General features: G+C 58.0%; 27 protein-coding genes and 4 tRNA genes. 11 read left to right on the plus strand and 20 right to left on the minus strand.

Features of this window, described 5'->3' with window-relative positions; translation table 11 throughout:
- Positions 1 to 81: 81 nt before the first annotated feature.
- The 8 genes from lon to AB7M22_RS17080 form a co-directional block, all read right to left on the minus strand.
- Positions 82 to 2,478: an endopeptidase La gene (gene lon / locus AB7M22_RS17045; RefSeq protein ID WP_007901802.1), complete on the minus strand. Its 2,397-nt coding sequence runs from the start codon at positions 2,476 to 2,478 to the stop codon at positions 82 to 84.
- A gap of 264 nt (positions 2,479 to 2,742) precedes the next feature.
- Positions 2,743 to 4,026, minus strand: coding sequence for an ATP-dependent Clp protease ATP-binding subunit ClpX (clpX, locus tag AB7M22_RS17050; RefSeq protein WP_007946893.1), 1,284 nt, complete (start codon positions 4,024 to 4,026; stop codon positions 2,743 to 2,745).
- Positions 4,027 to 4,139: 113 nt separating this feature from the next.
- The gene (clpP, locus tag AB7M22_RS17055) at positions 4,140 to 4,775 is read right to left on the minus strand and encodes an ATP-dependent Clp endopeptidase proteolytic subunit ClpP (RefSeq protein WP_007901795.1); all 636 of its coding nucleotides are present in this window, start codon (positions 4,773 to 4,775) and stop codon (positions 4,140 to 4,142) included.
- 93 nt (positions 4,776 to 4,868) lie between these two features.
- Complete coding sequence (gene tig, locus AB7M22_RS17060) at positions 4,869 to 6,179, minus strand: trigger factor (protein ID WP_008011426.1); 1,311 nt, start codon at positions 6,177 to 6,179, stop codon at positions 4,869 to 4,871.
- Between the two features lie 400 nt (positions 6,180 to 6,579).
- Positions 6,580 to 6,655: transfer RNA gene (locus AB7M22_RS17065), tRNA-His, on the minus strand.
- 78 nt (positions 6,656 to 6,733) lie between these two features.
- Positions 6,734 to 6,818: transfer RNA gene (locus tag AB7M22_RS17070), tRNA-Leu, on the minus strand.
- A 57-nt stretch (positions 6,819 to 6,875) separates the two neighbouring features.
- Positions 6,876 to 6,951, minus strand: a tRNA-His gene (locus tag AB7M22_RS17075).
- Positions 6,952 to 6,983: 32 nt separating this feature from the next.
- Positions 6,984 to 7,060, minus strand: a tRNA-Arg gene (locus AB7M22_RS17080).
- A 275-nt stretch (positions 7,061 to 7,335) separates the two neighbouring features.
- On the opposite strand from AB7M22_RS17080, the gene folD reads away from it, so the two are divergent.
- Positions 7,336 to 8,190, plus strand: coding sequence for a bifunctional methylenetetrahydrofolate dehydrogenase/methenyltetrahydrofolate cyclohydrolase FolD (folD, locus tag AB7M22_RS17085; protein WP_007901791.1), 855 nt, complete (start codon positions 7,336 to 7,338; stop codon positions 8,188 to 8,190).
- Positions 8,191 to 8,417: 227 nt separating this feature from the next.
- A complete protein-coding gene (gene pbpG, locus AB7M22_RS17090) occupies positions 8,418 to 9,356 on the plus strand; it encodes a D-alanyl-D-alanine endopeptidase (RefSeq protein WP_008011424.1) in 939 nt (312 codons plus the stop codon).
- 57 nt (positions 9,357 to 9,413) lie between these two features.
- On the opposite strand, the gene AB7M22_RS17095 is transcribed toward pbpG, so the two are convergent.
- From AB7M22_RS17095 to AB7M22_RS17105, 3 genes are all read right to left on the minus strand, one after another.
- A complete protein-coding gene (locus tag AB7M22_RS17095) occupies positions 9,414 to 9,638 on the minus strand; it encodes a hypothetical protein (RefSeq protein WP_007901789.1) in 225 nt (74 codons plus the stop codon).
- A gap of 7 nt (positions 9,639 to 9,645) precedes the next feature.
- Positions 9,646 to 9,864, minus strand: a complete 219-nt coding sequence (locus AB7M22_RS17100; protein ID WP_008011421.1) for a DUF6021 family protein — start codon at positions 9,862 to 9,864, stop codon at positions 9,646 to 9,648.
- Positions 9,865 to 9,958: 94 nt separating this feature from the next.
- Positions 9,959 to 10,687, minus strand: coding sequence for a peptidase C39 family protein (locus AB7M22_RS17105; RefSeq protein WP_454187183.1), 729 nt, complete (start codon positions 10,685 to 10,687; stop codon positions 9,959 to 9,961).
- A 171-nt stretch (positions 10,688 to 10,858) separates the two neighbouring features.
- Here AB7M22_RS17105 and AB7M22_RS17110 point away from each other — a divergent pair, with 171 nt between their 5' ends.
- A complete protein-coding gene (locus AB7M22_RS17110) occupies positions 10,859 to 11,029 on the plus strand; it encodes a hypothetical protein (protein ID WP_454187184.1) in 171 nt (56 codons plus the stop codon).
- 79 nt (positions 11,030 to 11,108) lie between these two features.
- Here AB7M22_RS17110 and AB7M22_RS17115 read toward each other — a convergent pair whose 3' ends face one another.
- Together AB7M22_RS17115 and AB7M22_RS17120 are read right to left on the minus strand one after the other, a co-directional pair.
- Positions 11,109 to 11,858 (minus strand): TerC family protein, encoded by a 750-nt coding sequence (locus AB7M22_RS17115; protein ID WP_008011416.1) that lies wholly within the window; start codon positions 11,856 to 11,858, stop codon positions 11,109 to 11,111.
- 28 nt (positions 11,859 to 11,886) lie between these two features.
- Positions 11,887 to 12,129, minus strand: a complete 243-nt coding sequence (locus AB7M22_RS17120) for a hypothetical protein (RefSeq protein ID WP_008011414.1) — start codon at positions 12,127 to 12,129, stop codon at positions 11,887 to 11,889.
- A 136-nt stretch (positions 12,130 to 12,265) separates the two neighbouring features.
- On the opposite strand from AB7M22_RS17120, the gene nhaR reads away from it, so the two are divergent.
- Positions 12,266 to 13,165: a transcriptional activator NhaR gene (gene nhaR, locus AB7M22_RS17125; protein WP_008011412.1), complete on the plus strand. Its 900-nt coding sequence runs from the start codon at positions 12,266 to 12,268 to the stop codon at positions 13,163 to 13,165.
- Positions 13,166 to 13,169: 4 nt separating this feature from the next.
- Here the strand turns inward: nhaR and AB7M22_RS17130 are convergent, their stop codons facing one another.
- The gene (locus AB7M22_RS17130) at positions 13,170 to 14,324 is read right to left on the minus strand and encodes an MFS transporter (protein ID WP_454187185.1); all 1,155 of its coding nucleotides are present in this window, start codon (positions 14,322 to 14,324) and stop codon (positions 13,170 to 13,172) included.
- Between the two features lie 336 nt (positions 14,325 to 14,660).
- Here AB7M22_RS17130 and sstT point away from each other — a divergent pair, with 336 nt between their 5' ends.
- Positions 14,661 to 15,893 (plus strand): serine/threonine transporter SstT, encoded by a 1,233-nt coding sequence (sstT, locus tag AB7M22_RS17135; protein ID WP_454187186.1) that lies wholly within the window; start codon positions 14,661 to 14,663, stop codon positions 15,891 to 15,893.
- 99 nt (positions 15,894 to 15,992) lie between these two features.
- Here the strand turns inward: sstT and AB7M22_RS17140 are convergent, their stop codons facing one another.
- Entirely contained in the window at positions 15,993 to 16,502 is a 510-nt protein-coding gene (locus AB7M22_RS17140) for a DUF1993 domain-containing protein (RefSeq protein WP_454187187.1), read from the minus strand.
- A gap of 126 nt (positions 16,503 to 16,628) precedes the next feature.
- On the opposite strand from AB7M22_RS17140, the gene AB7M22_RS17145 reads away from it, so the two are divergent.
- Complete coding sequence (locus tag AB7M22_RS17145) at positions 16,629 to 17,276, plus strand: YceH family protein (RefSeq protein ID WP_454187188.1); 648 nt, start codon at positions 16,629 to 16,631, stop codon at positions 17,274 to 17,276.
- A 171-nt stretch (positions 17,277 to 17,447) separates the two neighbouring features.
- On the opposite strand, the gene AB7M22_RS17150 is transcribed toward AB7M22_RS17145, so the two are convergent.
- Together AB7M22_RS17150 and AB7M22_RS17155 are read right to left on the minus strand one after the other, a co-directional pair.
- On the minus strand, positions 17,448 to 17,966 hold the full coding sequence (locus tag AB7M22_RS17150; RefSeq protein ID WP_454187189.1) for a cupin domain-containing protein: 519 nt from the start codon (positions 17,964 to 17,966) through the stop codon (positions 17,448 to 17,450).
- A gap of 210 nt (positions 17,967 to 18,176) precedes the next feature.
- A complete protein-coding gene (locus AB7M22_RS17155; protein ID WP_007901770.1) occupies positions 18,177 to 18,995 on the minus strand; it encodes a shikimate 5-dehydrogenase in 819 nt (272 codons plus the stop codon).
- A 239-nt stretch (positions 18,996 to 19,234) separates the two neighbouring features.
- Between AB7M22_RS17155 and AB7M22_RS17160 the strand changes: the two genes are divergently transcribed.
- The 3 genes from AB7M22_RS17160 to AB7M22_RS17170 all read left to right on the plus strand — a co-directional run bounded on the left by AB7M22_RS17160 (position 19,235) and on the right by AB7M22_RS17170 (position 20,281).
- On the plus strand, positions 19,235 to 19,609 hold the full coding sequence (locus AB7M22_RS17160) for a hypothetical protein (RefSeq protein WP_192342568.1): 375 nt from the start codon (positions 19,235 to 19,237) through the stop codon (positions 19,607 to 19,609).
- A 194-nt stretch (positions 19,610 to 19,803) separates the two neighbouring features.
- On the plus strand, positions 19,804 to 19,998 hold the full coding sequence (locus AB7M22_RS17165) for a hypothetical protein (protein WP_008011397.1): 195 nt from the start codon (positions 19,804 to 19,806) through the stop codon (positions 19,996 to 19,998).
- A gap of 100 nt (positions 19,999 to 20,098) precedes the next feature.
- Positions 20,099 to 20,281, plus strand: a complete 183-nt coding sequence (locus AB7M22_RS17170; protein ID WP_454187190.1) for a hypothetical protein — start codon at positions 20,099 to 20,101, stop codon at positions 20,279 to 20,281.
- Here AB7M22_RS17170 and AB7M22_RS17175 read toward each other — a convergent pair.
- Positions 20,278 to 21,339: an AI-2E family transporter gene (locus AB7M22_RS17175; RefSeq protein ID WP_454187191.1), complete on the minus strand. Its 1,062-nt coding sequence runs from the start codon at positions 21,337 to 21,339 to the stop codon at positions 20,278 to 20,280. The two genes, AB7M22_RS17170 and AB7M22_RS17175, sit on opposite strands and share 4 nt — an antisense overlap.
- A gap of 174 nt (positions 21,340 to 21,513) precedes the next feature.
- Here AB7M22_RS17175 and trhP point away from each other — a divergent pair, with 174 nt between their 5' ends.
- Positions 21,514 to 22,839, plus strand: a complete 1,326-nt coding sequence (gene trhP / locus AB7M22_RS17180; protein ID WP_454187192.1) for a prephenate-dependent tRNA uridine(34) hydroxylase TrhP — start codon at positions 21,514 to 21,516, stop codon at positions 22,837 to 22,839.
- 150 nt (positions 22,840 to 22,989) lie between these two features.
- On the opposite strand, the gene AB7M22_RS17185 is transcribed toward trhP, so the two are convergent.
- Complete coding sequence (locus AB7M22_RS17185; protein WP_007901753.1) at positions 22,990 to 23,853, minus strand: LysR family transcriptional regulator; 864 nt, start codon at positions 23,851 to 23,853, stop codon at positions 22,990 to 22,992.
- Positions 23,854 to 23,949: 96 nt separating this feature from the next.
- Here AB7M22_RS17185 and AB7M22_RS17190 point away from each other — a divergent pair, with 96 nt between their 5' ends.
- On the plus strand, positions 23,950 to 24,861 hold the full coding sequence (locus AB7M22_RS17190; protein ID WP_454187193.1) for a DMT family transporter: 912 nt from the start codon (positions 23,950 to 23,952) through the stop codon (positions 24,859 to 24,861).
- Between the two features lie 118 nt (positions 24,862 to 24,979).
- On the opposite strand, the gene AB7M22_RS17195 is transcribed toward AB7M22_RS17190, so the two are convergent.
- Positions 24,980 to 25,693: a FadR/GntR family transcriptional regulator gene (locus AB7M22_RS17195; protein WP_454187194.1), complete on the minus strand. Its 714-nt coding sequence runs from the start codon at positions 25,691 to 25,693 to the stop codon at positions 24,980 to 24,982.
- Positions 25,694 to 25,710: the final 17 nt, after the last annotated feature.

Raw genomic sequence — 25,710 nt, forward strand, 5'->3', positions numbered from 1 at the left:
GAATGGCCTACAGACACTTAAGAGCCGCTTTATAACAAGGGCTCTAAAAAACTGTCAACAAGCCCCCCAGGCAAATGCGTACTAATGCGTGCTAATTCTTTCCTTAGAGTCAGACTCGCGTTTTTCATCCTTTGCAACGATCTCCGGAACCACATCCGGCAAGGGCTCCGGCGCGTATTGCAGCGCAATTTGCAGGACCTCGTCAATCCATTTAACTGGTTTAATCTGTAGATCTTGCTTGATATTGTCAGGAATTTCCTTCAGATCGCGTACGTTCTCTTCAGGAATGATCACCGTCTTGATTCCGCCACGGTGAGCAGCCAGCAGTTTTTCCTTCAATCCACCAATCGCCAGCACCTGGCCACGCAAGGTGATTTCGCCGGTCATGGCAACATCTGCGCGTACAGGAATGCCAGTCAATGCTGACACCAGGGCCGTGCACATGCCTACACCGGCGCTAGGGCCATCTTTCGGCGTTGCCCCTTCAGGCATATGGATATGCGTGTCGCGCTTCTCGTGGAAGTCCAGAGGAATCCCCAGGCTCTTCGCACGGCTGCGGACAACGGTCAGGGCTGCGGTGATCGATTCGACCATCACGTCACCCAGAGAACCCGTCTTGATCAACTGGCCTTTACCCGGCACGACCGCGGCTTCGATGGTCAGTAATTCGCCGCCCACCTGAGTCCACGCAAGGCCCGTTACCTGGCCAATCTGATCCTGCGATTCAGCCAGGCCGTAGCGGAACTTACGCACGCCCAGGAAGTGCTCGAGCATGTCGGCAGTGACCTTCACCGAGAAGCGTTTTTCCATTGCATGCTCTTTGACTGCCTTGCGGCAAACCTTGGCAATCTGGCGCTCCAGCCCACGTACACCGGCTTCGCGGGTGTAGTAGCGGATGATGTCGCGGATCGCTTCGGCGTCAAATTCCAGCTCGCCCTTCTTCAGACCGTTGGCCGTGATCTGCTTCGGCGAAAGGTATTTGACAGCGATGTTGATCTTCTCGTCTTCGGTGTAACCCGGCAGACGAATCACTTCCATCCGGTCCAGCAGCGCCGGCGGAATGTTCATGGAGTTGGAGGTGCACAGGAACATCACATCGGACAGGTCGTAATCGACTTCCAGATAGTGATCGTTGAAGTTGTGGTTCTGCTCGGGATCGAGCACTTCCAGCAACGCCGACGCCGGATCGCCACGCATATCGCTGCCCATTTTGTCGATTTCATCGAGCAGGAACAGCGGGTTGCGGACGCCCACCTTTGTCATCTTTTGAATCAATCTTCCTGGCATCGAACCGATATAAGTCCGGCGATGACCACGAATTTCCGCCTCATCGCGCACACCACCGAGGGCCATGCGCACGAATTTGCGGTTGGTGGCGTGAGCGATCGACTCCGCCAGGGAGGTTTTACCCACCCCGGGAGGACCGACCAGGCACAGCACCGGACCACGAATCTTCTTCACGCGCTTCTGCACGGCGAGGTATTCGAGGATCCGCTCTTTGACTTCTTCCAGACCATAGTGGTCGGCGTCGAGAATGTCTTCGGCACGAGCGAGGTCCAGACGCACCTTGCTCTGGGCCTTCCACGGCACTTGAACCAGCCAGTCGATGTAAGAACGCACCACCGTCGCTTCCGCGGACATTGGCGACATTTGCTTGAGTTTGTTCAGTTCGGCCTGAGCCTTGGCCAACGCGTCTTTCGGCAGACCGGCGGCATCGATACGCTTTTTCAGCTCTTCGATTTCGTTGTGGCCTTCGTCGCTGTCGCCCAGTTCTTTCTGAATGGCCTTCATCTGCTCATTCAGGTAGTACTCGCGCTGGCTGCGCTCCATTTGCTTTTTAACGCGGCCGCGAATGCGTTTTTCGACTTGCAGCAGATCGATCTCGGCATCCAGCAACGCCAGAACGTGCTCGACCCGGGCCGACAAATCGATGATTTCGAGAATTTCCTGCTTCTGCTCGATTTTCAGGGCCATGTGCGCGGCCATGGTGTCGACCAGGCGGCCTGGCTCGTCGATGCTGTTAAGCGACGACAGGACTTCAGCGGGGACTTTCTTGCCCAGCTGCACATATTGTTCGAACTGAGCCAGCAGGCTGCGGACAAACACTTCCGACTCGCGCTCAGGCGCGTCGACTTCGTCGATCAGCGAAACTTCGGCACGGCAGTGGCCATCGACTTCGCTGAAGCGCTCCACGGCGCCCCGCTGCTCACCTTCGACAAGAACCTTGACCGTGCCGTCAGGCAGCTTGAGCAGCTGCAGAACGGTAGCGATGGTGCCTACGCGATAAAGTGCTTCTTCACCGGGATCGTCGTCAGCAGGGTTTCGCTGAGCCAGCAGAAGGATCTGCTTGTCACCCGTCATCGCTGCCTCGAGGGCTTCGATGGATTTCTCGCGCCCCACGAACAGCGGGATAACCATGTGCGGATAAACCACGACATCACGCAATGGCAGGAGAGGCAATTCGATGGTTGTCTTCATGATTTCGCCTCTACGGCGGCCATAAGGCCGTAAACAGATGGAAGTAAGCTTGAAACCAAGATGGGGGCTGTTTTCAAAAAAAACAAGCGGATAAAAGAACCACTTTAAAGATCGCTGCTTACGGCAGCGCCTGCATTGGTCCAGATGCATCAAAAATCAGGTCGACTGTTATGCCTCCTTCGCAGCGGGCGGCGATCCGACAAGCCAGCTCCCACAATAGCAAAGGGGCCCGAAGGCCCCTTCTTTATTCCAGCAGTGTGACGCTTAGGCGTCCGGAGCTGCCTTGGCAGCCGGCTCACTGTTTTCGTAGATATACAGTGGCTTGGACTTGCCTTCTATAACGCTTTCATCGATCACTACTTTACTCACCTCGGACTGCGAGGGGATTTCATACATAGTGTCGAGCAATACACCTTCGAGAATCGAGCGCAGTCCACGGGCACCGGTTTTGCGTTCCAGGGCACGTTTGGCGACCGATTTCAGTGCGTCAGCCCGGAATTCCAGGTCCACGCCTTCCATCTCGAACAGCTTGGCATACTGCTTGGTCAGAGCATTTTTCGGCTCGGTGAGAATCTGCATCAACGCAGCCTCATCAAGCTCGTCCAGCGTGGCAAGTACCGGCAGACGACCGACGAATTCCGGGATCAGACCGAACTTGACCAGATCGTCAGGCTCGACTTCACGCAGGGATTCACCGACTTTCTTGCCTTCTTCCTTGCTGCGCACTTCCGCGTTGAAACCAATGCCGCCCTTGGTGGAACGGTTTTGAATAACCTTTTCCAGACCGGAGAACGCACCACCGCAGATGAACAGGATGTTACGGGTATCGACCTGAAGGAATTCCTGCTGCGGATGCTTGCGACCACCTTGAGGTGGAACGGAAGCGACCGTACCTTCGATCAACTTGAGCAGGGCCTGCTGCACGCCTTCACCGGAAACGTCTCGAGTGATCGACGGGTTGTCGGATTTACGCGAGATCTTGTCGATCTCATCGATGTAGACAATGCCCATCTGGGCTTTTTCTACGTCGTAATCGCACTTCTGCAGCAGCTTCTGAATGATGTTCTCGACATCTTCACCCACATAACCCGCCTCGGTGAGGGTGGTTGCGTCGGCGATGGTGAACGGAACGTTCAGCAAGCGGGCCAGTGTTTCGGCAAGCAGGGTTTTACCCGAGCCTGTCGGGCCGATCAGCAAGATGTTGCTTTTGCCGAGTTCGACGTCGTCATTCTTTTTGTCACGCTGGTTCAAACGCTTGTAGTGGTTGTACACCGCTACGGCCAGAACCTTTTTCGCACGCTCCTGACCAATCACGTACTGATCAAGGATGCCGCTGATTTCTTTAGGCGAAGGCAATTTATGCGCGCTGCTTTCGGCCTGGGCTTCCTGCACCTCCTCACGGATGATGTCATTGCACAGGTCGACGCACTCGTCGCAGATAAAGACCGAGGGGCCGGCAATCAATTTGCGTACTTCATGCTGGCTTTTGCCACAGAAGGAGCAATAGAGCAGCTTGCCGTTGTCCTCGCCGTTGCGGGTGTCAGTCATTCGTTCGATCCAAATCCGATAGGCTTGCAACACAAGATGAAGGCTATTGCGGGCTTTTTCAAGCCCGCCAGTGATCAGACCAGCTGACCAACCCTATTTTGAGCTGCTTATTATTAAGCGGGGCGCTGGTTGATCACTTCATCGATCAACCCGTATTCACGCGCGGCTTCAGCGCTCATGAAATTATCGCGGTTGGTATCGCGCTCGATTTCTTCAAGCGTGCGCCCGCTATGCTTGGCCATCAGCGTGTTGAGACGCTCACGAATGAAGAGGATTTCCTTGGCATGGATTTCGATATCCGAGGCCTGGCCCTGGAAACCGCCCAGTGGCTGGTGAATCATCACACGCGAGTTCGGCAGGCAGTAACGCTTGCCTTGGGCACCGGCCGTCAGAAGAAACGCGCCCATGCTGCACGCTTGACCGATACAGGTGGTCGACACGTTTGGCTTGATGAACTGCATGGTGTCATAGATCGACATGCCCGCCGTCACCGAACCGCCCGGGGAGTTGATATAGAGATGGATGTCCTTGTCCGGGTTTTCCGCTTCAAGGAACAGCAGTTGCGCACAGATCAGGTTGGCCATGTAGTCCTCTACCGGACCAACCAGAAAAATCACTCGTTCCTTGAGAAGGCGCGAGTAGATGTCATAGGCGCGCTCGCCACGAGCAGACTGCTCGACAACCATCGGGACCAGGCCGCCAGCGGCCTGGATATCAGAGTTCTGCTGAATATACGAATTACGGAACATGCTCTGCAGTCACTCCCAAATAGTTATGTCTTGAATACGCATAAGCCAGCACGAAGGCTGGCTTATGGTGTTTGCTTCTTACCGCAAAAACGATCAGTCGGCTTGTGGAGCTTCTACCGGCTTGACTGCTTCTTCGTAAGAGACCGATTTGTCGGTCACGCTAGCTTTCTGCAGAACAGTATCCACAACTTGTTCTTCCAGCACAACCGAACGGACTTCGTTCAGTTGCTGGTCGTTCTTGTAGTACCAAGACACAACCTGCTCAGGCTCCTGGTAAGCCGAAGCCATTTCCTGAATCATCTCGCGAACACGGGCTTCGTCAGGCTTGAGGTCGAATTGCTTGACCACTTCAGCCACGATCAGACCCAGCACAACGCGGCGCTTGGCTTGCTCTTCGAACAGCTCGGCCGGCAGTTGGTCAGGCTTGATGTTGCCGCCGAACTGCTGAACAGCCTGCACGCGCAGACGATCAACTTCGTTGGACAGCAGAGCCTTTGGCACTTCGATCGGGTTGGTGGCCAGCAGACCGTCCATAACCTGATTCTTGACCTTGGATTTGATCGCCTGACGCAGTTCGCGCTCCATGTTCTTGCGAACTTCGGTGCGGAAGCCTTCCAGACCGGTTTCCTTGATGCCGAATTGAGCGAAGAACTCTTCGGTCAGTTCTGGCAGTTTAGGCTCGGAAACGGTGTTCACGGTCACGGTGAACTCAGCGGTTTTGCCTGCCAGGTCGAGGTTCTGATAGTCCTCAGGGAAGGTCAGGTTCAGAACGCGCTCTTCGCCGGCTTTAGCGCCAACCAGACCGTCTTCGAAACCAGGGATCATGCGGCCGGAACCCAGCACCAGCTGGGTGCCTTTGGCGGAACCGCCAGCGAACACTTCACCGTCGACTTTGCCGACGAAATCGATGTTCAGTTGATCTTCGTTCTGAGCAGCGCGATCGGCGACTTCGAAACGGGTGTTCTGCTTGCGCAGGATTTCCAGCATCTTGTCCAGATCGGCATCAGCCACGTCAGCGCTCAGGCGCTCGACAGCGATGCCTTCGAAACCGGCAACGGTGAACTCAGGGAACACTTCGAATACGGCTACGTATTCCAGGTCCTTGCCTGCTTCCAGGGATTTAGGCTCGATCGAAGGCTGACCAGCCGGGTTCAGCTTCTGCTCAACCACAGCTTCGTAGAAAGAAGACTGGATTACGTCGCCTACAGCTTCCTGGCGAGCGTCAGCACCGAAACGGCGCTTGATTTCGCTCATTGGCACTTTGCCTGGACGGAAGCCAGCGATCTTGGCCTTTTGGGCGGTCTGCTGCAGACGCTTGTTGACCTGGCTCTCGATACGCTCAGCCGGCACGGTGACGCTCATGCGGCGCTCAAGAGCAGTAGTATTTTCAACAGAAACTTGCATGGATATTCCTCGTTGCACAGACGTTAGCCGGCCGTTTCCGACCCCAGAATCAAGGGCATGCATTCTAGTGGGTCAAACTCAAGAAGTCACCCTACTGAAAACGGGTAAAAAAGCAGCAGGCAATTTATAGGCGGGGACAAACGGTTGTGCCTCGCCCTGTTAGCAAATACAGCCAGTCATGCCAGGGCTCTGCACCCACCTTCCTATATATAGAAGGAATCGGCAATCCATCCCTGACAGCCAACCCCGCGAGGGGATCGGCGGGCAAATCGAGCATCATCGAGAAACATAAATACGACGAAGCGACCTGCCCCTGCGGCCCACAACCTGCAGCCGCCGATACTCAAACCACTGAAACAAAAAAGGCGCCAGACTGTTAAATCTGGCGCCTTTCGAAATATGGGGTGGACGATGGGGATCGAACCCACGACAACGGGAGTCACAATCCCGTGCTCTACCAACTGAGCTACGCCCACCATATTGCGTGACAAAGAAGCCAAACAACTTCTTTGTTGAGCCCCAACCAAGCCAACCGGCAAGAGTGAAGCTTTATTTGGTGCGGATGAAGAGACTCGAACTCTTACGCCTCGCGGCGCTGGAACCTAAATCCAGTGTGTCTACCAATTCCACCACATCCGCGGATTGAAGCTGTTAAAGCAAAGGCGCCAGACTGTTAATCTGGCGCCTTTCGAAATATGGGGTGGACGATGGGGATCGAACCCACGACAACGGGAGTCACAATCCCGTGCTCTACCAACTGAGCTACGCCCACCATATCGCGCTACTTGTGCCAAAGCTGCCTAATGGCGCACCCGGCAGGACTCGAACCTGCGACCATCCGCTTAGAAGGCGGATGCTCTATCCAGCTGAGCTACGGGCGCCTTGTTAATCTGTACCCTTGAAGGACTACAAACTAAGTGCTTTTCAGCCTTGCGGAACCGTAACTCCGCTCGACCTTATCAACCAGTGCTAGGCTGTGCCCGACAAGTGCGACGAATAGTATAGAGCCCCCCAGAGGTCGTCAAATCCTTTTTATAAAAAATTCATTTAATTAAAGGAGTTAGGGGAATTTGCAGACCAAGCGCCTTTGCCCTCACCTCATGACATGCGAGAATGCGCTCTCTTTTTTTCCCCTCTCGATGGTTAATCACGCGCAATGACTGCACAACTAATCGACGGCAAATCGATCGCCGCCAGCCTGCGCCAGCAGATCGCCAAACGAGTCGCCGAGCGTCGCCAGCAAGGCCTGCGCACGCCCGGCCTCGCGGTGATCCTGGTCGGCAGCGATCCTGCCTCTCAGGTTTATGTCTCGCACAAGCGTAAAGACTGTGAAGAGGTCGGCTTCCTTTCCCAAGCCTACGACCTGCCTGCCGACACCACTCAGCAAGCGCTGGCCGATCTGATCGATCGCCTGAACGACGACCCGGCAATTGACGGCGTTTTGCTCCAGCTGCCTTTACCTGAACACCTGGACGCCTCCAAATTGCTGGAGCGCATTCGTCCTGACAAGGACGTCGACGGTTTCCACCCTTATAACGTCGGCCGTCTGGCCCAGCGTATTCCGCTGCTGCGTCCGTGCACACCGAAAGGCATCATGACGTTGCTGGAAAGCACCGGTGCCGATCTATACGGGATGGACGCGGTCATTGTCGGGGCTTCCAACATTGTTGGCCGCCCGATGGCGATGGAACTGCTGCTGGCCGGTTGCACCGTGACCGTTACCCACCGCTTCACCAAGGATTTGGCAGGCCATGTCGGTCGCGCCGACCTGGTGGTGGTTGCCGCCGGCAAACCGGGCCTGGTCAAAGGCGAATGGATCAAGGAAGGCGCGATCGTGATCGACGTCGGCATCAATCGTCAGGAAGACGGCAAGCTGGTCGGTGACGTGATCTACGAAACCGCCCTGCCCCGCGCCGGCTGGATCACTCCGGTACCGGGCGGCGTTGGCCCGATGACGCGCGCCTGCTTGCTGGAAAACACGCTGTACGCCGCGGAAACACTGCACGCCTGAGTTCACGCTTGCATGCAGCACCGTATAAAAAACCCCGCCAATCGCGGGGTTCTTTTCGTCCGCAGAAAAAGCTCGACCATCCGCCGGAAAAGCCTGTTTCCCCGCACTTTCACTTGAACATCGAACAACCATCGACAGTTCTTCAGCCATACTCCTAAAATGCGTCGCTTTTTAAAGAAACAGCCCGTTACAAAAACGGTATATCCACCCTTTATGAGTCCGCCAGCGTGAAAATCCGCCTTTCAATCCTGAGCTTGTTTTTTGCATTTACAGGGACTTTCACCACGCCAGCAATTAATGCCGCCGAAACCATCGAGGCGCCCCGAAACACTTCGCAACTGAAGATCGCTTCCGGCAGCGCATTGCTGATGGATCTGCAAACCAACAAAGTCATCTACGCCAACAATCCGGATGTTGTGGTGCCGATTGCTTCCGTCAGCAAACTGATGACCGGCCTGGTGGTGGTAGAAGCGCGGCAAAACATGGATGAATACCTTTCCGTCAATATCAGCGACACCCCGGAAATGAAAGGCGTGTTTTCCCGAGTCAAACTCAAAAGCGAATTGCCGCGCCGCGAAATGCTGCTGATCGCCCTGATGTCGTCGGAAAACCGTGCTGCCGCGACGCTGGCCCATCACTATCCGGGCGGTTATGTCGCGTTCATTGCCGCCATGAACGCCAAAGCCAAAGCGCTGGGCATGACCAGCACCCACTTTGTCGAACCGACGGGCCTCTCCCCTCGCAATGTGTCCACTGCCCGCGACCTGAGCAAACTGCTGATCGCCGCACACAAGTACCCGCTATTGACTCAGCTGAGCACCACCAAGGAAAAAACCGTTTCGTTCCGTAAACCCAACTACAGCCTGGGTTTCCGCAATACCGACCACTTGGTAAACAAGCCTAACTGGGACATCCAACTGACCAAGACCGGTTTTACCAACGAGGCCGGTCATTGCCTGGTGCTGGTCACCAGCATGGGTAATCGTCCAGTAGCCCTGGTGATTCTCGATGCCTTCGGCAAGTACACGCACTTTGCCGATGCCAGCCGGATTCGCAGCTGGGTCGAAACCGGCAAGAGCGCCAACGTGCCGTCCGTCGCCCTGCAGTACAAGTCCGACAAGAACCTCAAGCATCGCCAGAGCGGCGTGGTTGAAGCATCGAAATAAGCTCGAAACGCCTCCAAATGAAAGCCCCGAATATTCGGGGCTTTTTTTTGTCCGGGTTTAATCATTGGGCAACGGCATCTGATCGTCATCCGGGATGCCATCCCCGGCACTCGGGTCTCTCCAGCCCTGTGGATGCTTGGTCGGCACCACTGTCGGCCTGGCCAAGGGATCCCTTAACGGGCTGTCCGGATCCATCACCGGGTCCAGGTCCGCTTCAGGGGTTGTCGGAACACTGTCTGGAGGGTCTGGCCGTTTGTCGTCAAAGCTCGAATCGGTAGACATACGCACCTCACTGAGACTTGGGTTTCAGATTACCGAGTGGGTCGTAAGGCTTCGCGGGTGCCTTCTTGCCCTCCTCACCCGGCTTTATATCCCTGGGCGCCCTGGCAGGCCCGATGGGGTCGACCTGAGGATCGGCAACGTCCGGAGAATCGGGGTCGAACCCCAACTCATTATCGGACGAATGCTCAGACGAGTGCGGGCCGGTGGGGGTATTGGACTGTGCCATGGACGCCTCCTGTTCATGGTCCCGGAAAAATCCGGGCCCTCTACTTGAGACTTCAGCATAGCGTGGCGGTGCCATGCTGATGACGAGCGGAAACTTACTGCGCGGTCAGCGCCTTCTTCGCCCGGGCTGCAGCCTGTCCCTGACCTGACTGGGCAAGATCGCTCGCCGCTTTCAGCCAGCGCGGCTGATCGACATTGGCCGGAATCTGGTCCGGCTTCTGGATCAATACGGCCCAACCACCGGCATTCTCGAATGCTGATTCAAAGGAACTGAACCCCATCAGCAACCGACGATCCATCCCGGCGCGCAACAGCACGGTCTGCTTCTGACGGTTGTAGCCGGCGAGAATGGCGTATCGCGGCTCCGCCCAAAACGCCGAGCCTTCCGTGAAGCGCACCATCACTGGATAACCGGCGGCGACCTGGGTCAGCAGCGCCGGCAAATTTTTGTCGAGGGGGTAGACCACCATCCCGTATTCGCGGGCGAGGTTCTGCATGTTCTGCTGCAGGCGGTCTTCGGCACCCGGCAAATGCAGAGGTTTGTCGAGCAACCCCGGGGTGATCACGATGCCCTGCTGGGACAGCAGACTAGCCAGCACCTGAGGCCCGCTTTGATAACTTTGCCCACGGTAGAACGTACCGCTGAGTTCGACCCGCTCCGGCAGACGCTTGATCTCAGGCGCCACGCTCCCCGCACAGCCAGCCAGGCCGGCAACGCAGCCAACGATCAGCACCAAAGATCGAATTCGAGAAAATACCCGCACCATCATCACTCTCTTGTTCAGACGCCAGGCAATCGCACAGCCGGCTTGGCCGTCGATCATAGGATGCCGCGCGGCAGCGGTATAGCCTTAACCGGCAGTTGATTGCATTCGATAGAGCGAACTGTTTGATGACAGGCGACCTTTGGTCAATAGCCTGAAATACAGCAGCGGCTAGACTGTCACTTACCAAGGACGAATGTGTGCCCGATGCAGGGCAAAGAGGAGGCACTGATGAGCCTGACAATGACCATTGTAATGTTGATTTCCGGCTGGCTGGCCGTGGCCGCCGCCATGCTGTGGGGTGTATTGCGTATTACCCGCCGGCACCATCACCACCCGATTCAATCGGCACCTGTGGCGAAAACCGATAAAGCGGCTGCTCACCCCGCTACTGCGCACTGACCGGCGCTTTTCGGTCGCCCAGACAAAAACGGCCGCCTGGACTCTTTCGAGTTCAGGCGGCCGTTTCATTTAACGCAGGTCAAGCTTCAGCGGCGATGCGCTTCTGCCTGGCCCGACGCGACAGCATGTTCAAGCCTTCAATCGTGGCCGAGAACGCCATGGCCGCGTAGACGTAGCCTTTGGGTACGTGGGCGCCAAAACCTTCGGCGATCAGCGTCATGCCGATCATGATCAGGAAGCCCAGCGCCAGCATCACCACCGTCGGGTTGTCGTTGATGAACTTGGCCAGAGGGTCAGCCGCCAGCAACATCACCAGTACCGACACCACCACCGCAATGATCATGATCGGCAAATGCTCAGTCATGCCGACAGCGGTAATGATGCTGTCGATGGAGAACACCATGTCCAGCAGCAGGATCTGACCGATCGCAGCGGCAAAGCCCAGGGTCACCGTCGAGGTGGCCGACGTCGGATCATCCGGCGCCGGGTCCATGCTGTGATGGATCTCGGTGGTCGCCTTCCACAACAGGAACAGGCCACCCGCGATCAGGATCATGTCCTTCCAGGAGAACGCGTGGCCGAGAATCTCGATCACCGGCTCGGTCAGTTGGACGATGAACGCGATGGTGCTCAACAGTGCCAGGCGCAGGATCAACGCCATGCCGATACCGATCCGCCGCGCCTTCTGGCGATGCTGTTCGGGCAGCTTGTTGGTGAGGATCGAGATGAAGATCAGGTTATCGATGCCGAGCACGATTTCCATCACCACCAACGTGGCCAGGGCGACCCAGGCAGTGGGGCTTGCAGCAAGTTCTAAAAGGTATTCCATGGGTCAGTCCTGACTCGTTGTAGACGGTTTAGATTTCCTGGGACGAAGATTCGGATTTGTCCGTCTCTTTGGCCGATTGTTCTTTCTTGCTGATCAAGCCGCCGGTGGCATCGCTCAACGCTTGCTCGGCGGCTTTGTGGGTATCGTCAATCGCCTGTTTGGCGGTTTCGGCGGCCTTGCCCATCAATTGCTGAGCGCTTTTCTCGGCCTGGTCGCAACCGGCCAACACCAGTACAGACGCAATCAGCAGCGCGGTGGTTTTAAGCTTCATGATGCTTTCCTCGATAGAACAGACAGAACCGAAAAGGCGATCCGTCGATAGCGAGGCATTCTAAGGAAGCAAATACTTCAGTAAAATTCGTATTTTTAGCGGTTATACTTCGGTTTTAACGAACTATAGGCCCGCTATGCTCAACTATCGGCAATTGCATTACTTCTGGGTGGTGGCCAAGACCGGCAGCATCGTGCGCGCCTGTGAGCAGCTGAACCTGACGCCACAGACCATCAGCGGGCAAATTTCCCTGCTCGAGCAAACCTATGGCATCGAGTTGTTTCGCCGGGTCGGCCGGCAGCTGGAACTCACCGAAGCCGGGCGTCAGACCCTGCCCTACGCCGAGCAGATGTTTCAACTCGGTGGCGAGCTGGAATTGATGCTACGGGCGCAGCCCAATGAGCAACAGATTCTGTTTCGGGTGGGCGTCGCCGACGTAGTCCCCAAATCCATCGTTTATCGCCTGATTGCGCCAACCATGGAGTTGAGCGAGCCCCTGCGTATCACCTGTCGCGAAGACAAACTGGAACGCTTGCTTGCCGACCTGGCGATTCAGCGCCTGGATCTGGTGATCTCCGACAGCCCGATGCCCTCGCATCTGGACATCAAGGGCTACAGCCAGAAACTCGGCGAATGCGGTATCAGCTTCTTCGCCACCGCAGAATTGGCGGCGCGGTATGGCCAAGACTTCCCACGCAGCCTGCACGGCGCCCCGCTGTTGATTCCCGGGCCGGAAACCGTGGTGCGCAGTCGCTTGCAACGCTGGTTTGCCGAACAGCAGATCCAGCCGCAGATCGTCGGCGAGTTCGACGACAGCGCCTTGATGCAGGCCTTCGGCCAATCCGGCAGCGGGATATTCATCGGCCCGAGCGTGATTGCCGACGAAGTGAAACGCCAATGCGGCGTGGAATTGATTGGCCAGACCGATGCGGTGAGCGAGTCGTTCTACGCCATCTCGGTGGAACGCAAGATCAAGCACCCCGGCATTGTCGCGATTACCGAAGGTGCCCGACGCGAGTTGTTCACCGAAATGTGAAGCCTCAGGCGCAGATTTCCCGGGGCTTGAAGGTCATCAGCGCCATCGCCAACAGGATCGAGACCAGGATAAAACCGGCCGCCGCGAAACCCAGGCCGCCCAGGCCCACACTGTCGATCACTCGCCCACCGACCATCGCGCCCAGACCGATCCCGAGATTGGCCCCGGCAATGTTCAACGACGCAGCAAAGGCCGGAGCCTCGGGCGCAGCCTTCATCAAACGCACATGGCTGACCAGGAACAGCGCGGCCTGAGTCACGCCCCAAATCCCCATCGCCGCCGCCAGACCCAGCGGCGAATGAATGTTCGGTACCAGCGTCACCATGCCGGCAATCATGAACGCGCAAAACGTCACAGAAGCAATCAGTGGATGCCGATCCACCGCACGACCACCCAACGAATTGCCGATCAAGCCGACCGCACCGAAGCCCATCAGGCACCAGCCGACCACCGTGCCGTTGAAGCCGGCGAGGCGCTCAAGAATGTCCGCCAGGTAGGTGTAAGCGGTGAACATGCCGCTGAACACCAGGATCGATAACAGCACATGCCCCAACATCAACGGGCTGCGCAGGATTTTGAACTGCGAACGGAAACTCACCTGATGCTGGTGCAGGTTGGTTTTTGGCAGGTAGATAAACAGCAGCAACGCCTTGGCAAACGCGATCACCGCCAGAATGCCGAAAGCACTGCGCCAGCCGAACGCATCGGAAATCAGCGTACCCACCGGAATACCGAACACCGTGGCGCAGACAATGCCGAAACCGATCTTGGCGATGGCCCGCCCGGCGTAGTCCGGCCCGACGATGTCCACCGCGGTTTCACTGGCCAACGCCCAGAACACCGGCAACCCCAGCGCCGGAATCAACCGCGCAACGGCCATCACCCCGATGTTCGGCGCCAGTGCCGCCAGTGTGTTGGCCAGACCGAACATGATCAGCACACTGATAAACAGTTTGCGCCGTTCAAACCTGGCGAAGTACGCCGTCAGGAACGGCCCGAAGGCGGCCACGGTAAAGGCGAACAGGGTCACCAGCAAACCCGCTTGAGGGATGCTGACGTCCAGATCACGGGCGATTGCCGGCAACAGGCCGACGATGATGAATTCCGTGGTCAGTACCGTAAAACCGGCGGCGGACAACAGAAGAATGGGCAACAGCATGCAGAACTCCAGAAAAACGACGACACCAGCGACAGCCCGAAGGCTCACTGGCAGAACTTGAAAATGAGGATGGCGAAGCTTAACAGAGAGTTTCCGGACGAGGTTGCACGAACCTGCAAATCGCGTTGAGCAATCGGGTGGCAGATCGTCACAGGTCTGAAGGATCACGGCTACGCTGTGATAAAGTCCGCGCCCCTGCGGTACTTACACTTTGCTCATCGGCCATTCATTGGCATTGATGTCGCGATCCCCTTCGGTTCCCTCCATGTGGCCTGCCCGGCTTTTTGCTGCATGAGCCAAGGAACCCTGCACCCTAATAAAATCAGAGATGCCGTTATGACCGCTTCATCCCCTTCTCTCTTGCAACGCCTGAAACACAGCAGCCTGGTCACGCAAATCATTATCGGCCTGATCGCCGGGATTACCCTGGCGTTGTTCGCGCCTGAGCTGGCGAAGTCCACCGCCTTCATCGGCAAAGTGTTCGTCGCGGCGCTCAAGGCTGTCGCGCCGATTCTGGTGTTCGTGCTGGTCATGGCCTCGATTGCCAACCATAAGCACGGCCAGGAAACCCACATCCGGCCGATTCTGTTTCTGTATTTGCTGGGCACCTTCGCGGCGGCCGTGGTGGCGGTGATCGCCAGTACGCTGTTTCCGTCGAGCCTGGTGCTGTCGACCCAAGACGTTGCGGTGACCGCACCGGGTGGCATCAGCGAAGTGTTGCAGAGTCTGTTGCTCAGTGTGGTCGACAACCCGGTCAGCGCGCTGATGAATGCCAATTTCATCGGCATTCTGGCGTGGGCAATCGGCATGGGCGTTGCGATCCGCCATGCCGGCGAAACGACCCGCGAAGTGCTGGGCGATCTGTCCAACGGCGTGACCTTGATCGTGCGCCTGGTGATTCGCTTCGCGCCGTTGGGGATCTTCGGCCTGGTGGCTTCGACCCTTGCCACTTCCGGTTTCGGTGCCTTGATCGGCTACATGCATCTATTGGCTGTATTGCTGGGCTGCATGCTGTTCGTCGCGCTGGTGATGAACCCGGCCATCGTGTTCTGGAAGCTGCGTCGCAACCCATATCCGCTGGTACTCACCTGCCTGCGCGAGAGCGGCATCACTGCGTTTTTCACTCGCAGTTCGGCGGCGAACATTCCGGTCAACCTGGAATTGAGCAAGCGCCTGGGCCTGCACGAAGACACTTACTCGGTGTCGATCCCGCTCGGCGCCACCATCAACATGGCCGGTGCCGCGATCACCATCACCGTGCTGACCCTGGCCGCCGTGCACACCCTGGGCATCGCCGTGGATATTCCGACAGCCATCCTGCTCAGCATCGTCGCGGCAATCTGTGCCTGTGGCGCCTCGGGCGTGGCTGGCGGTTCGTTGCTGCTGATTCCGCTGGCGTGCAGCCTGTTCGGCATCCCGAGCGAAATCGCCATGCAGGTGGTGGCGGTCGGCTTCATCATCGGCGTGTTGCAGGACTCGGCGGAAACCGCGCTGAACTCCTCCACCGACGTGCTGTTCACCGCGGCGGCGTGCCAAGGTGAGGAGTTGAAGGCGCAGCGTTTGGCGTAAAACGCACCTGTAGGAGCCAGGCTTGCCGGCGAAAGCGATCTTACGTACGCCTTCGCCGGCAAGCCTGGCTCCTACAGGGCTTTTTTGTACCTGGGCGGTTTAGAACGCGCCCATGTAATCGCGCTTGCCCACTTCCACGCCGTTGTGACGCAGCAGTGCGTAAGCGGTGGTGACGTGGAAGAAGAACTGCGGCAGACCGTAGCTCAGCAGGTAAGCCTGGCCAGAGAAGCGCTTCTCTTTAGGGGTGCCTGGGCGGGTAACGATCTCGATGCCTTCCTTGCCGTCGATCTGCTCGGGTTTGATCTCGCCGATGAAGGCCAGCACCTTGGAGATCAACGCTTGCAGCTCGGCGAAGGTGGTTTCGGTGTCGTCGTATTTCGGCAGCTCGACTTCAGCCAGACGCGCGGAAACGCCTTTGGCGAAATCAACGGCGATCTGCACCTGACGCACCAGCGGGAACATGTCCGGGTACAGACGGGCTTGCAGGAATGCGTTCGGGTCGATGTTTTTCGCCGTGGCGTGGGCTTCGGCCTTGCTCAGGTTATTGCTCAGGGCATTGAGCATTTGCTGGAAAACCGGAATAGAAGCGGCGTACAGGGAAATGGTCATAGTGGTCTCGTGTGGTGACAGGAGTAAAAACGTGGAGCGATTATAGCCATGCCCGACCGACCTGCGGCTTGTCTTTTATCCAGCAAGGATTAGGCTAGCCGCTTCGACTGCCTAGGGAAAAGCGCGATGAGCACTGAGCAAGAAACGATTTTCGACGAACCGCGGCTCAACAGCACGGAAATCCGCATCCTGGGCTCGTTGATCGAGAAACAGGCCACCAGCCCGGAAACCTATCCGCTGACCCTCAATGCACTGGTGATTGCCTGCAACCAGAAAACCAGCCGCGAGCCGGTGATGAACCTGAGCCAAGGCCAGGTTGGCCAGAGCCTGCGCGTTCTGGAAGGTCGTGGTTTCACCCGACTGGTGATGGGCAGCCGTGCCGACCGCTGGGAACATCGGGTCGACAAGGCGCTGGAACTGGTGCCGGCGCAAGTGGTTCTGACGGGGCTGTTGTTTCTGCGCGGTCCGCAGACGGTCAACGAACTGCTGACCCGCAGCGGCCGCATGCATGACTTCGAAGATGCCGAGCAGGTGGTGCATCAATTGGAGCGCCTGATCGCCAGGGGTCTGGCGCTGTTGATCCCGCGCCAGGCCGGCCAGCGCGAAGACCGTTACATGCATGCGCTGGGTGATCCGGCGGATATCGAAGCGATCCTGGCTGCCCGGCAAAATCCTGTGGAACGTGGCGCCAGTGGCGGTGTGTCGGTTGAGCGAATCGAAGAGCTTGAAGCGCGGATTGCAGCGCTGGAAGAACGGCTGGCACGCCTCGAATAACCAAAGAGCGTACCTCTGTGGCGAGGGGGCTTGCCCCCGTTCGGCTGCGAAGCAGTTGTCAATCGATGACTGCGTCTTTTTCTGAAGTAACACGCTGAGTGGTTTTGGGAGCGCTTCGCGCTCCTACGGGGGCAAGCCCCCTCGCCACAGGTCCGCGTTCAACCCTAATAGCTACTCGCCATCCCAATAATCCACACCATCGGCCTGCCTGGCGACGGCGGCGAAACCTGAAGCGTTGCCCTCGGCATCGACCTTGAAGTCGTCCATCACCACGTATTTGCCGGAATCCGGGTATTCGCAAATGTCCGGCGATTGCTGGCTGCTGACCGCCAGATACCGCAATTCGCCGTTGCTGGTATTGATGATCTGGTGCGCGGTTTCAGGACCGCCCGCCGGGCAGGCGATCACGTCACCGGCGCGGATCGGAAAGCGTTCGGCGCCAAGGCGAACTTCCCCTTCCCCGGCCACGATGTAGAACATCTCCTCGTTGACCCGATGGCTATGAAACGGACTGCCACGCATACCCGGCTCAAGGGCATACAACCGATACCCCAGCTTTTGCGCGCCCAATTGCTGGCCGATGCGGGCCAGGCGTTGCTGATAGCGGCCGGCGGCGTCTCCGGTGGGGGCAAAACCTTCGGGCAATGGTGCAAGTTCGACCTGATCCAGGTTGAGAATGGCGGGATGCATGAGAACCTCGGTCACGGTGGCTGGCAAGCAAGTCTTCGCTTGCTGGCGAGCAGTATAGGCGGAGATATTCGTGGGCAAGTGCCCAGGGGCAGGCTGGAAACCGAGTCGCGGCAATCGCGAGCAGGCTCGCTCCCACAGGTTCAGCGCTGACCTTGTGGGAGCGAGCCTGCTCGCGAAGGGGCCGGTACAGCCGACAAATAATCGGGATGATCAGCTCCGGGCAAACGCCACCGCTTTCTGGAACTGCTCATCGGTCGGCCGCACGCCGGTGTACAACACGAACTGTTCCAGTGCCTGGATCGCAATCACTTCCAGCCCGGTGATCACCCGCTTGCCTTCGGCACGACCGCGCACGATCAGCGGTGTTTCCGAGGGGATCGCTACTACATCGAAGACAGTTTCGGCCGCAGCGATAGCGTCAGGCTCAAACGCCAGTTGATCGGCCTCCGGGCCGCCGGTCATGCCGATCGGCGTGACGTTGATCAGCATCTGCGGGCGTTGAGCGCCCAACTCCGCCTGCCAGTGATAACCCAACGATTCAGCCAAGGCACGTCCGGCACGCTCGTTACGAGCCACGATCAGGCCGTTTTTGTAGCCGCCATCGCGCAAGGCACTGGCCACAGCCTTGGCCATGCCGCCACTGCCACGCAGGGCAAAGGTCGAATCCTTGGGCACCTGATGGGTTTCAAGCAACTGGGCGATGGCGATGTAATCGGTGTTGTAGGCCTTGAGGTGACCGTTGGTGTTAACGATAGTGTTGATCGATTGGATAGCCTCAGCCGATGCATCCAGCTCATCGACCAACGCGATACAAGCTTCCTTGAACGGCATCGACACCCCGCACCCCCGAATGCCCAAGGCACGGATGCCACCCACGGCGCCCGGCAAGTCCTGGCTGCTGAAGGCCTTGTAGTAAAAATTCAGGCCCAGTTGTTCGTACAGATGGTTATGAAACCGCAGGCCGAAATTGCCGGGGCGCCCCGAGAGTGACATGCACAGCTGAGTGTCTCTGTTGGGGTTCATCTGCATTGGAATCTCCTTCAATAGCACTTTCGGATGGACGGGATTAGCCACTTCACCGGTTCTGATTGATCATAAAAGCCAGTCTGCACTTGGCACACAGCCGTAAAGAAGCCGGTACAGACCTTACACAAAATTTACCCAACGGCTGTGCTGATTTTCAAAAAAATGCTGTCTTAGAAGTATCCCCGCGACAACTTGTGTCTATTGCAGACGCGAGCGCCGGGTCGAAGAACCGAGGACTTATCATGATCCGTAAAATCCCCACAGTAGCCTTGCTGATCGGTGCTCTTGCTATCGCAGGGCAGGCAGAAGCAGGTGGTCATGGTCATGGCGGCTGGGAAGGTCCGGCTGTGTTTGGTGCGATCGTCGGCTCGGCAATCATTGGCTCAGCAATAATCGGCCGCGACCGTCCAGTGTATGTGGAACAACCGGTCTACGTTCAGCCACAACCGGTGTACGTGCAGCCACCGCCTGTTTATTACCAACCGGCGCCGGTCTACGTTCAACAACCGATGTACTACCGCCCGGCACCGATCTATTACGGTCCGCCACGCGGGTATGGTCCACCACGCGGCTATTACGGCCCTCCCCATGGTTATTATCGTGGCGACCGCTGGTAACACGCTCACCAGGCCCCGCTTTAAAAGCGGGGCCTTTTTTGTGACCACTGGCTGGACGAAGTCTGAATAAATCTCGTCAAGGTCGCTGTCGGGACAGTACCGGCAGATAAAGTTGGTCATATTTATGTCATGTCCGATCCGCAAGCTTGGATCTGTCCGTAAACAACAGGTTGATAAAAACAAGGACGACCTTCATGCCCACACAAAACCCGCATCGCATTGTCGGCCTGTGCACTTCCGACAAGGTGTACAACGCACTGACCGAACTCAAACACCTGGAAGGCCATCGCAGCGCAAAATTCCTCTCGCTGCTGGCAGAAAACCTGGTGCGCAAAGGCCTGCTCAATGAGCAGGAAGTGGTGCATATGCTCGATCTAGTGGTGGATTGACCGCAGAACTCATTGGCATCAATGACGACTATCGAAAGCGTTGATTGTCCGTTCAGGCGTCCAATCCGTAAGGTAGCTCCATAGATTAATGGAGGTACTTATGGCTCAGGTTCAGATCATGTCCGTTATCGGCAGTGCCGTTCCCGCACAACTCAGAGCGCGAGGATTGCTTGCCTGTTGGTATCTGATGCAGGACGGTGAACCGATCAGCGGCCCGCTCACCTCGCTTCCCGCCGCCCAAGCCTTGTCGCAACGTATCGACGCAGGCCAGCTCAGCGCCTAAGGCAGCTGAACCTTGGGCTTGGAATCGATGAAGATCGCCCAGCTCGACACGAACAGCGCCGCGATCAAGGGTCCGATGACAAAGCCGTTCAGGCCAAAAAGCGCCAGGCCACCCAGGGTCGAGATGAGGATCAGGTAGTCCGGCATTTTGGTGTCCTTGCCCACCAGGATCGGCCGCAGCACGTTGTCCACCAGGCCGATCACGAACACTCCGAACAAGGTCAGCACGGTGGCCTGCCAGATCGCGCCGCTGAACAGGAAATACGCCGCCACCGGTACCCAGACGATCCCCGCCCCCACCGCCGGCAACAGCGACAGAAACGCCATCAACACCGACCAGAGCAGCACGCTCGGGATGTCCAGAAACCAGAAAATTAAACCACCCAATGCCCCTTGCGTGATCGCCACCACCACATTGCCCTTCACCGTGGCCCGCACCACGCGATTGAACTTGAGTTGCAAACGACGTTTCTGGTTGTCTTCCAGCGGTATCGCCGCACGTACTTTACGTGCCAGTTCAGACCCGTCCCGCAGGAAGAAAAACAGCAGGTACAGCATGACGAAAAAGCTCACCACGAATTCGAACGTGCCCTGACCAAAGTTGAACGCCTTGGTCGCGACAAACTGGCTGCCTTGCATCGTGCTCTTGATGATGTTCTCCCGAAGCCCGCTCAGCTCACCCATGCCGAAACGGTCGAGCAAGTACTGAACGTACGGTGGCAGACTTTGCTTGAACTGCGACACATACCCGGCGATGTCCAGTTCACCGCTTTCGATTCGGTTGTACAGCGCCGCACCTTCCTGAACCAGCAAGGTACTGATGGTGATTACCGGCAGGATCGCGATCACTACACAGAGACTCATGGTGAACAGGGCCGTCAGGTTGCGTGGCCAGCCGAACCTCTGTTGCAACTGATGCTGCAAGGGCGAAAAAAGAATGCCGAGAATGACCGCCCAGAACACCGCGCCATAGAGCGGCAGCAGAATCCATATGAAGGCAATGCTCACCAGGGTCAGCAAGACCATCAGCGAGGTGTTTTGCAGCTTCGTTTCGTTCATGTCCGATCCATGTCAGTGCACAGGGGCGCCAACGCGCTTCTTGATGTTTAGTCCGCCACGGCTCGCGCGAGTGCCATCCTTTTTTCATCAAGCATAGATCCAGATCAATAAACCCCGCGGGCAAGCCGCTTACCCTTGCCGGCTTTTGCGATCGACACTGCCATGACCAGCGCCATGACGCTTACGCCCCCGGAACTGCTCGCCCCCGCCGGCACCCTGAAAAACATGCGTTATGCCTTCGCCTATGGCGCCGACGCGGTGTACGCCGGCCAGCCGCGCTACAGCCTGCGGGTGCGCAACAACGAATTCGATCACGCCAATCTCGCGCTCGGCATCGCCGAGGCCCAGGCTCAGGGCAAGCGTTTCTATGTGGTGGTGAACATCGCCCCGCACAACGCCAAGCTCAAAACGTTCTTGAAGGACCTGGAACCGGTGATCGCCATGGCGCCGGACGCGCTGATCATGTCCGACCCGGGCCTGATCATGCTGGTGCGCCGGCACTTCCCACAGATGCCGATTCACCTGTCGGTGCAGGCCAACACGGTGAACTGGGCCAGCGTCGAGTTCTGGCAGCAACAGGGCTTGAGCCGGATCATTCTGTCCCGCGAACTGTCGCTGGAAGAGATCGCAGAAATCCGTCAGCAGGTCCCGGCGATGGAGCTGGAAGTGTTCGTCCACGGCGCGTTGTGCATGGCCTATTCCGGGCGCTGCCTGTTGTCGGGCTACATGAACAGGCGCGACGCGAATCAGGGCAGCTGCACCAACGCCTGTCGCTGGAAATACTCGGCGACGGAGGCTGTCGAAAATCAACTTGGTGAAATCGTCCAGCCGTTCCAGCCCGAACCGACGCTGGGCATCGGTGCGCCGACCGATCAAGTGTTCCTGCTGCAAGAAGCCAATCGCCCTGACGAACTGATGCCGGCGTTCGAGGATGAACACGGCACCTACATCATGAACGCCAAGGACCTGCGCGCCGTCCAGCACGTCGAGCGCCTGACGCAGATGGGCGTGCATTCATTGAAGATCGAAGGCCGGACCAAATCGCACTTCTATTGCGCGCGCACCACCCAGGTGTATCGCCGCGCGATCGATGATGCGGTGGCGGGCCGAGCATTTGATCGCAGCTTGATGACCGATCTGGAATCCCTGGCCCAGCGTGGCTACACCGAAGGTTTTCTGCGCCGGCATGTGCATGACGAATATCAGAATTACCAGAACGGCAGCTCGGTTTCAGAGCGCCAACAGTTCGTGGGCGAGCTGACTGGCGAACGCCGGGATCGGCTGGCCGAGGTGCGGGTGAAGAATCGCTTTGGCCTGGGCGACCACCTGGAACTGATGACGCCCCAGGGCAACTTCCACTTCGATTTGCATCAGCTGCAGAACGTCAAAGGCGAGGCAGTTGAAGTGGCGCCGGGGGATGGGCACACGGTGTACTTGCCGATACCGGACGCGGTGGATTTGCGTTTTGGGTTGTTGATGCGGGATGTGGGCGTGAGTTAAAGACCATCACGGGCACGACACTAAACCTGTGGGAGCAGGCTTGCCCGCGATTGCTATCTGACAGTCGACATCAATGTTGAATGTTCTGGCCTCATCGCGGGCAAGCCCGCTCCCACAGGGATTGCGTTGACTGACTGACATTGTGAGTGATCAGGCAAACTCCTCGCGCAACATCGCCACAAACGCTTCCCGCGCAGGGTGAACCCCGGCGTTTTCATGCCAGTAAAACAGGTTATCGATAGCCGTCAGCTCGGGGAATTCATACCCCGCGCACCCCGCCCCTTTGGCGTACTGATCGAAGATCCCTTTGGGCACCAGTGCTACACCGGCCCCGGCGCTGACGCAGCCAACAATCGCGCCATAACTGGCCAGGCTGACAATCGGCAATGCCTGCCCCTGACGCAGCAACCAATGCTCCAGCGCCGCCCGGTAAGGACAACCCTGAGGCCACATGAAGACGGTCTTGTCCTGCAAATCGGTGATATCGCGCACCGGCCCCAGCGACGTCGAAGCAATCAGCAACAGCTCTTCGCGGTACATCGGCGTGCGCTTGAGGTGTGAGCGCTCGACATCCACCGCGACGATCGCGCCATCGAGCCGGTGATTGAGCGTGTCATCAAGCAATTGGCCCCAGCTGCCGGTAGTCAGTTCCAGCGCAACGCCCGGATAGCGCTTATGAAACTTGGCCAGTAACCGCGGCAATCGACCGGTCGCCGACGACTCGATGGCGCCAATGCGCAACGGCCCGGAGGGCTCGGCCGACGGGTCCAGCGCGCGTTTGGCTTCAGCCGTCAGCGCGAGAATTTTCGCGGCGTAAGCCAAAAAGGTCTGGCCCGCCGGGCTGATTCGCAACCCTCGGCCCTCACGCAGAAACAGCGCGACACCCAGCTCGGTTTCCAGGGACTTGATGCGCGCTGTGATATTCGACGGCACACAGTGCAGCAACTCGGCCGCCCGGGCGATGCTGCCGACGTCGGCGACGGTCTTGAACATGCGAATCTGCGCCAGCTCCATACATCACCAAAAGTGAACAGTTGACGCAGTATAAGTCAGTTGTGGCGAACGGTCAGGCTTCCGATACTCGGCGCATACGCCCACAGGTGCCTGACCATGCAACCACTCACACCCGCCTCCAATCACTCCATCAAAATCATTCTGGCGATGGCGTTTGTCGTCGGCTGCTGGGGGTATTCCCCGACCGGCATTCATATCGGTTTGCAGGCCTATGACCCGGGGCATCTGGCGCTGCTGCGGTTTTTGCTGGCATCGGTGTTCATGGCAGTAGTCGCCGTGTTCCGAGGCATCCGCCTGCCGAACATTCGCGACTGCCCGCTGCTGATCGTCCTTGGTTTCTTTGCCGTGAGCCTGCATCACGTCGCGCTGAATTTCGGCCAGCAAGGGGTCAGCGCCGGGGCGTCCAGTGTACTGGCGCAAACCACGCCCTTGTTCAGTACGCTGTTGGCGCGTTTCGTGTTCAAGGACCGGGTAAGTGTGTGGCGCTGGAGCTGCGTGTTTCTGGGCTTGACCGGCGTGGTGATTGTGGTGGCTGGTGATCATGGATTGGGGAGTATCGACGCTCACGGCTTGCTGATTTTACTGGCGGCGGTGTCCTGGAGTTTCTACTTTGCGTTGCAGAAGCATCAGTCTGGGCGTTACGACGGGTTGACGCTGGTCTGCTACACCGTCTGGTCGGGGACGGCGTTGTTGCTGGTTTATCTGCCGGGGCTGGCCAGCGAAATCGTCACCGCGCCCCTTCATGTGCAATGGGCAGTGGTTGCATTGGGCGTGTTTCCCAGCGCCCTCGCCTATCTGGCCTGGGCGTTTGTGTTGGCTCATGTGGATTTGAGCCGTGCGACGATGACGATGTATTTGATTCCGCCTGCTGCGATGGCCATTGCCTCTGTTGGCTTGGGCGAGCAGCCGACGTTGATGGTGGTGATGGGGGCGGTGGTGGTACTGGTCAGTGTGTTGGCGTTGAATCTGGAGAGGCGGTTTTTTGGGATTCAGGTGGCCAGTGTTTGATCGCTGATGGGTGTTGATGCGTCTGGCGCCTTCGCGGGCAAGCCTCGCTCCTACGAGGCGGCGGTGCTTTTGGGAAACGAACCCGCAAAAGGGCTGCTATCGAGGAGACCAACGGCGACTACCGATCAGCCGAAAAGCGGTCGCGACTGTTAGTCAGGTGCAACCACATCGCCGCCCGCGCCGCATCCGGGTCCTGGCGTCTGATGGCGTTGAGAATCGCCTCGTGTTCGAGGTTGGCGAGCTGCCCCAGCTTGCTCAAATCCGCCGACCCGCGCTCGGCGGCATTGACGCGGGTCCGGGGGATCATGGCGCTGCCCAGGTGCTGCATGATCTCGGTGAAGCAGACGTTGCCGGTGGCTTCGGCGATCAGCAGATGGAAGCGTTTGTCCGCCTCGACGCAGCTGTCGTTGTTGGCCAACAAGCTTTGATAGTCATCCAGCGCCTCACGCATCTGTGCCAATTGCTGGTCTGTGCGACGAACCGCTGCCAGCGCCGCCGCCTGGGTCTCCAGGCCCATGCGCAACTCCAGAATACTGCGCACGCCCAGCGCGGTATCGACATTCAGCCGCAGCCCCTGATCCGGTGTTCGCTCGAGAACAAAAGTACCGATGCCGTGACGGGTTTCCACCAGCCCAGAAGCCTGCAACTTCGAGATTGCCTCGCGCACCACCGTGCGACTGACGCCATGCTCCTGAACAATCGAGTTCTCCGACGGCAGCTTGTCCCCCGGCACCATCTGGCCGAGCAGGATGCTCTGCGTCAGTTTGCTCACCAGATCATGGGCCAGGTTGTGGGCACGCTTGCGGGCGGGTGCGTCGATGTCTTCTTGCATGGTGATTATCCGGAGAG

Source organism: Pseudomonas sp. ADAK2 TE3594 (genome assembly GCF_053628675.1).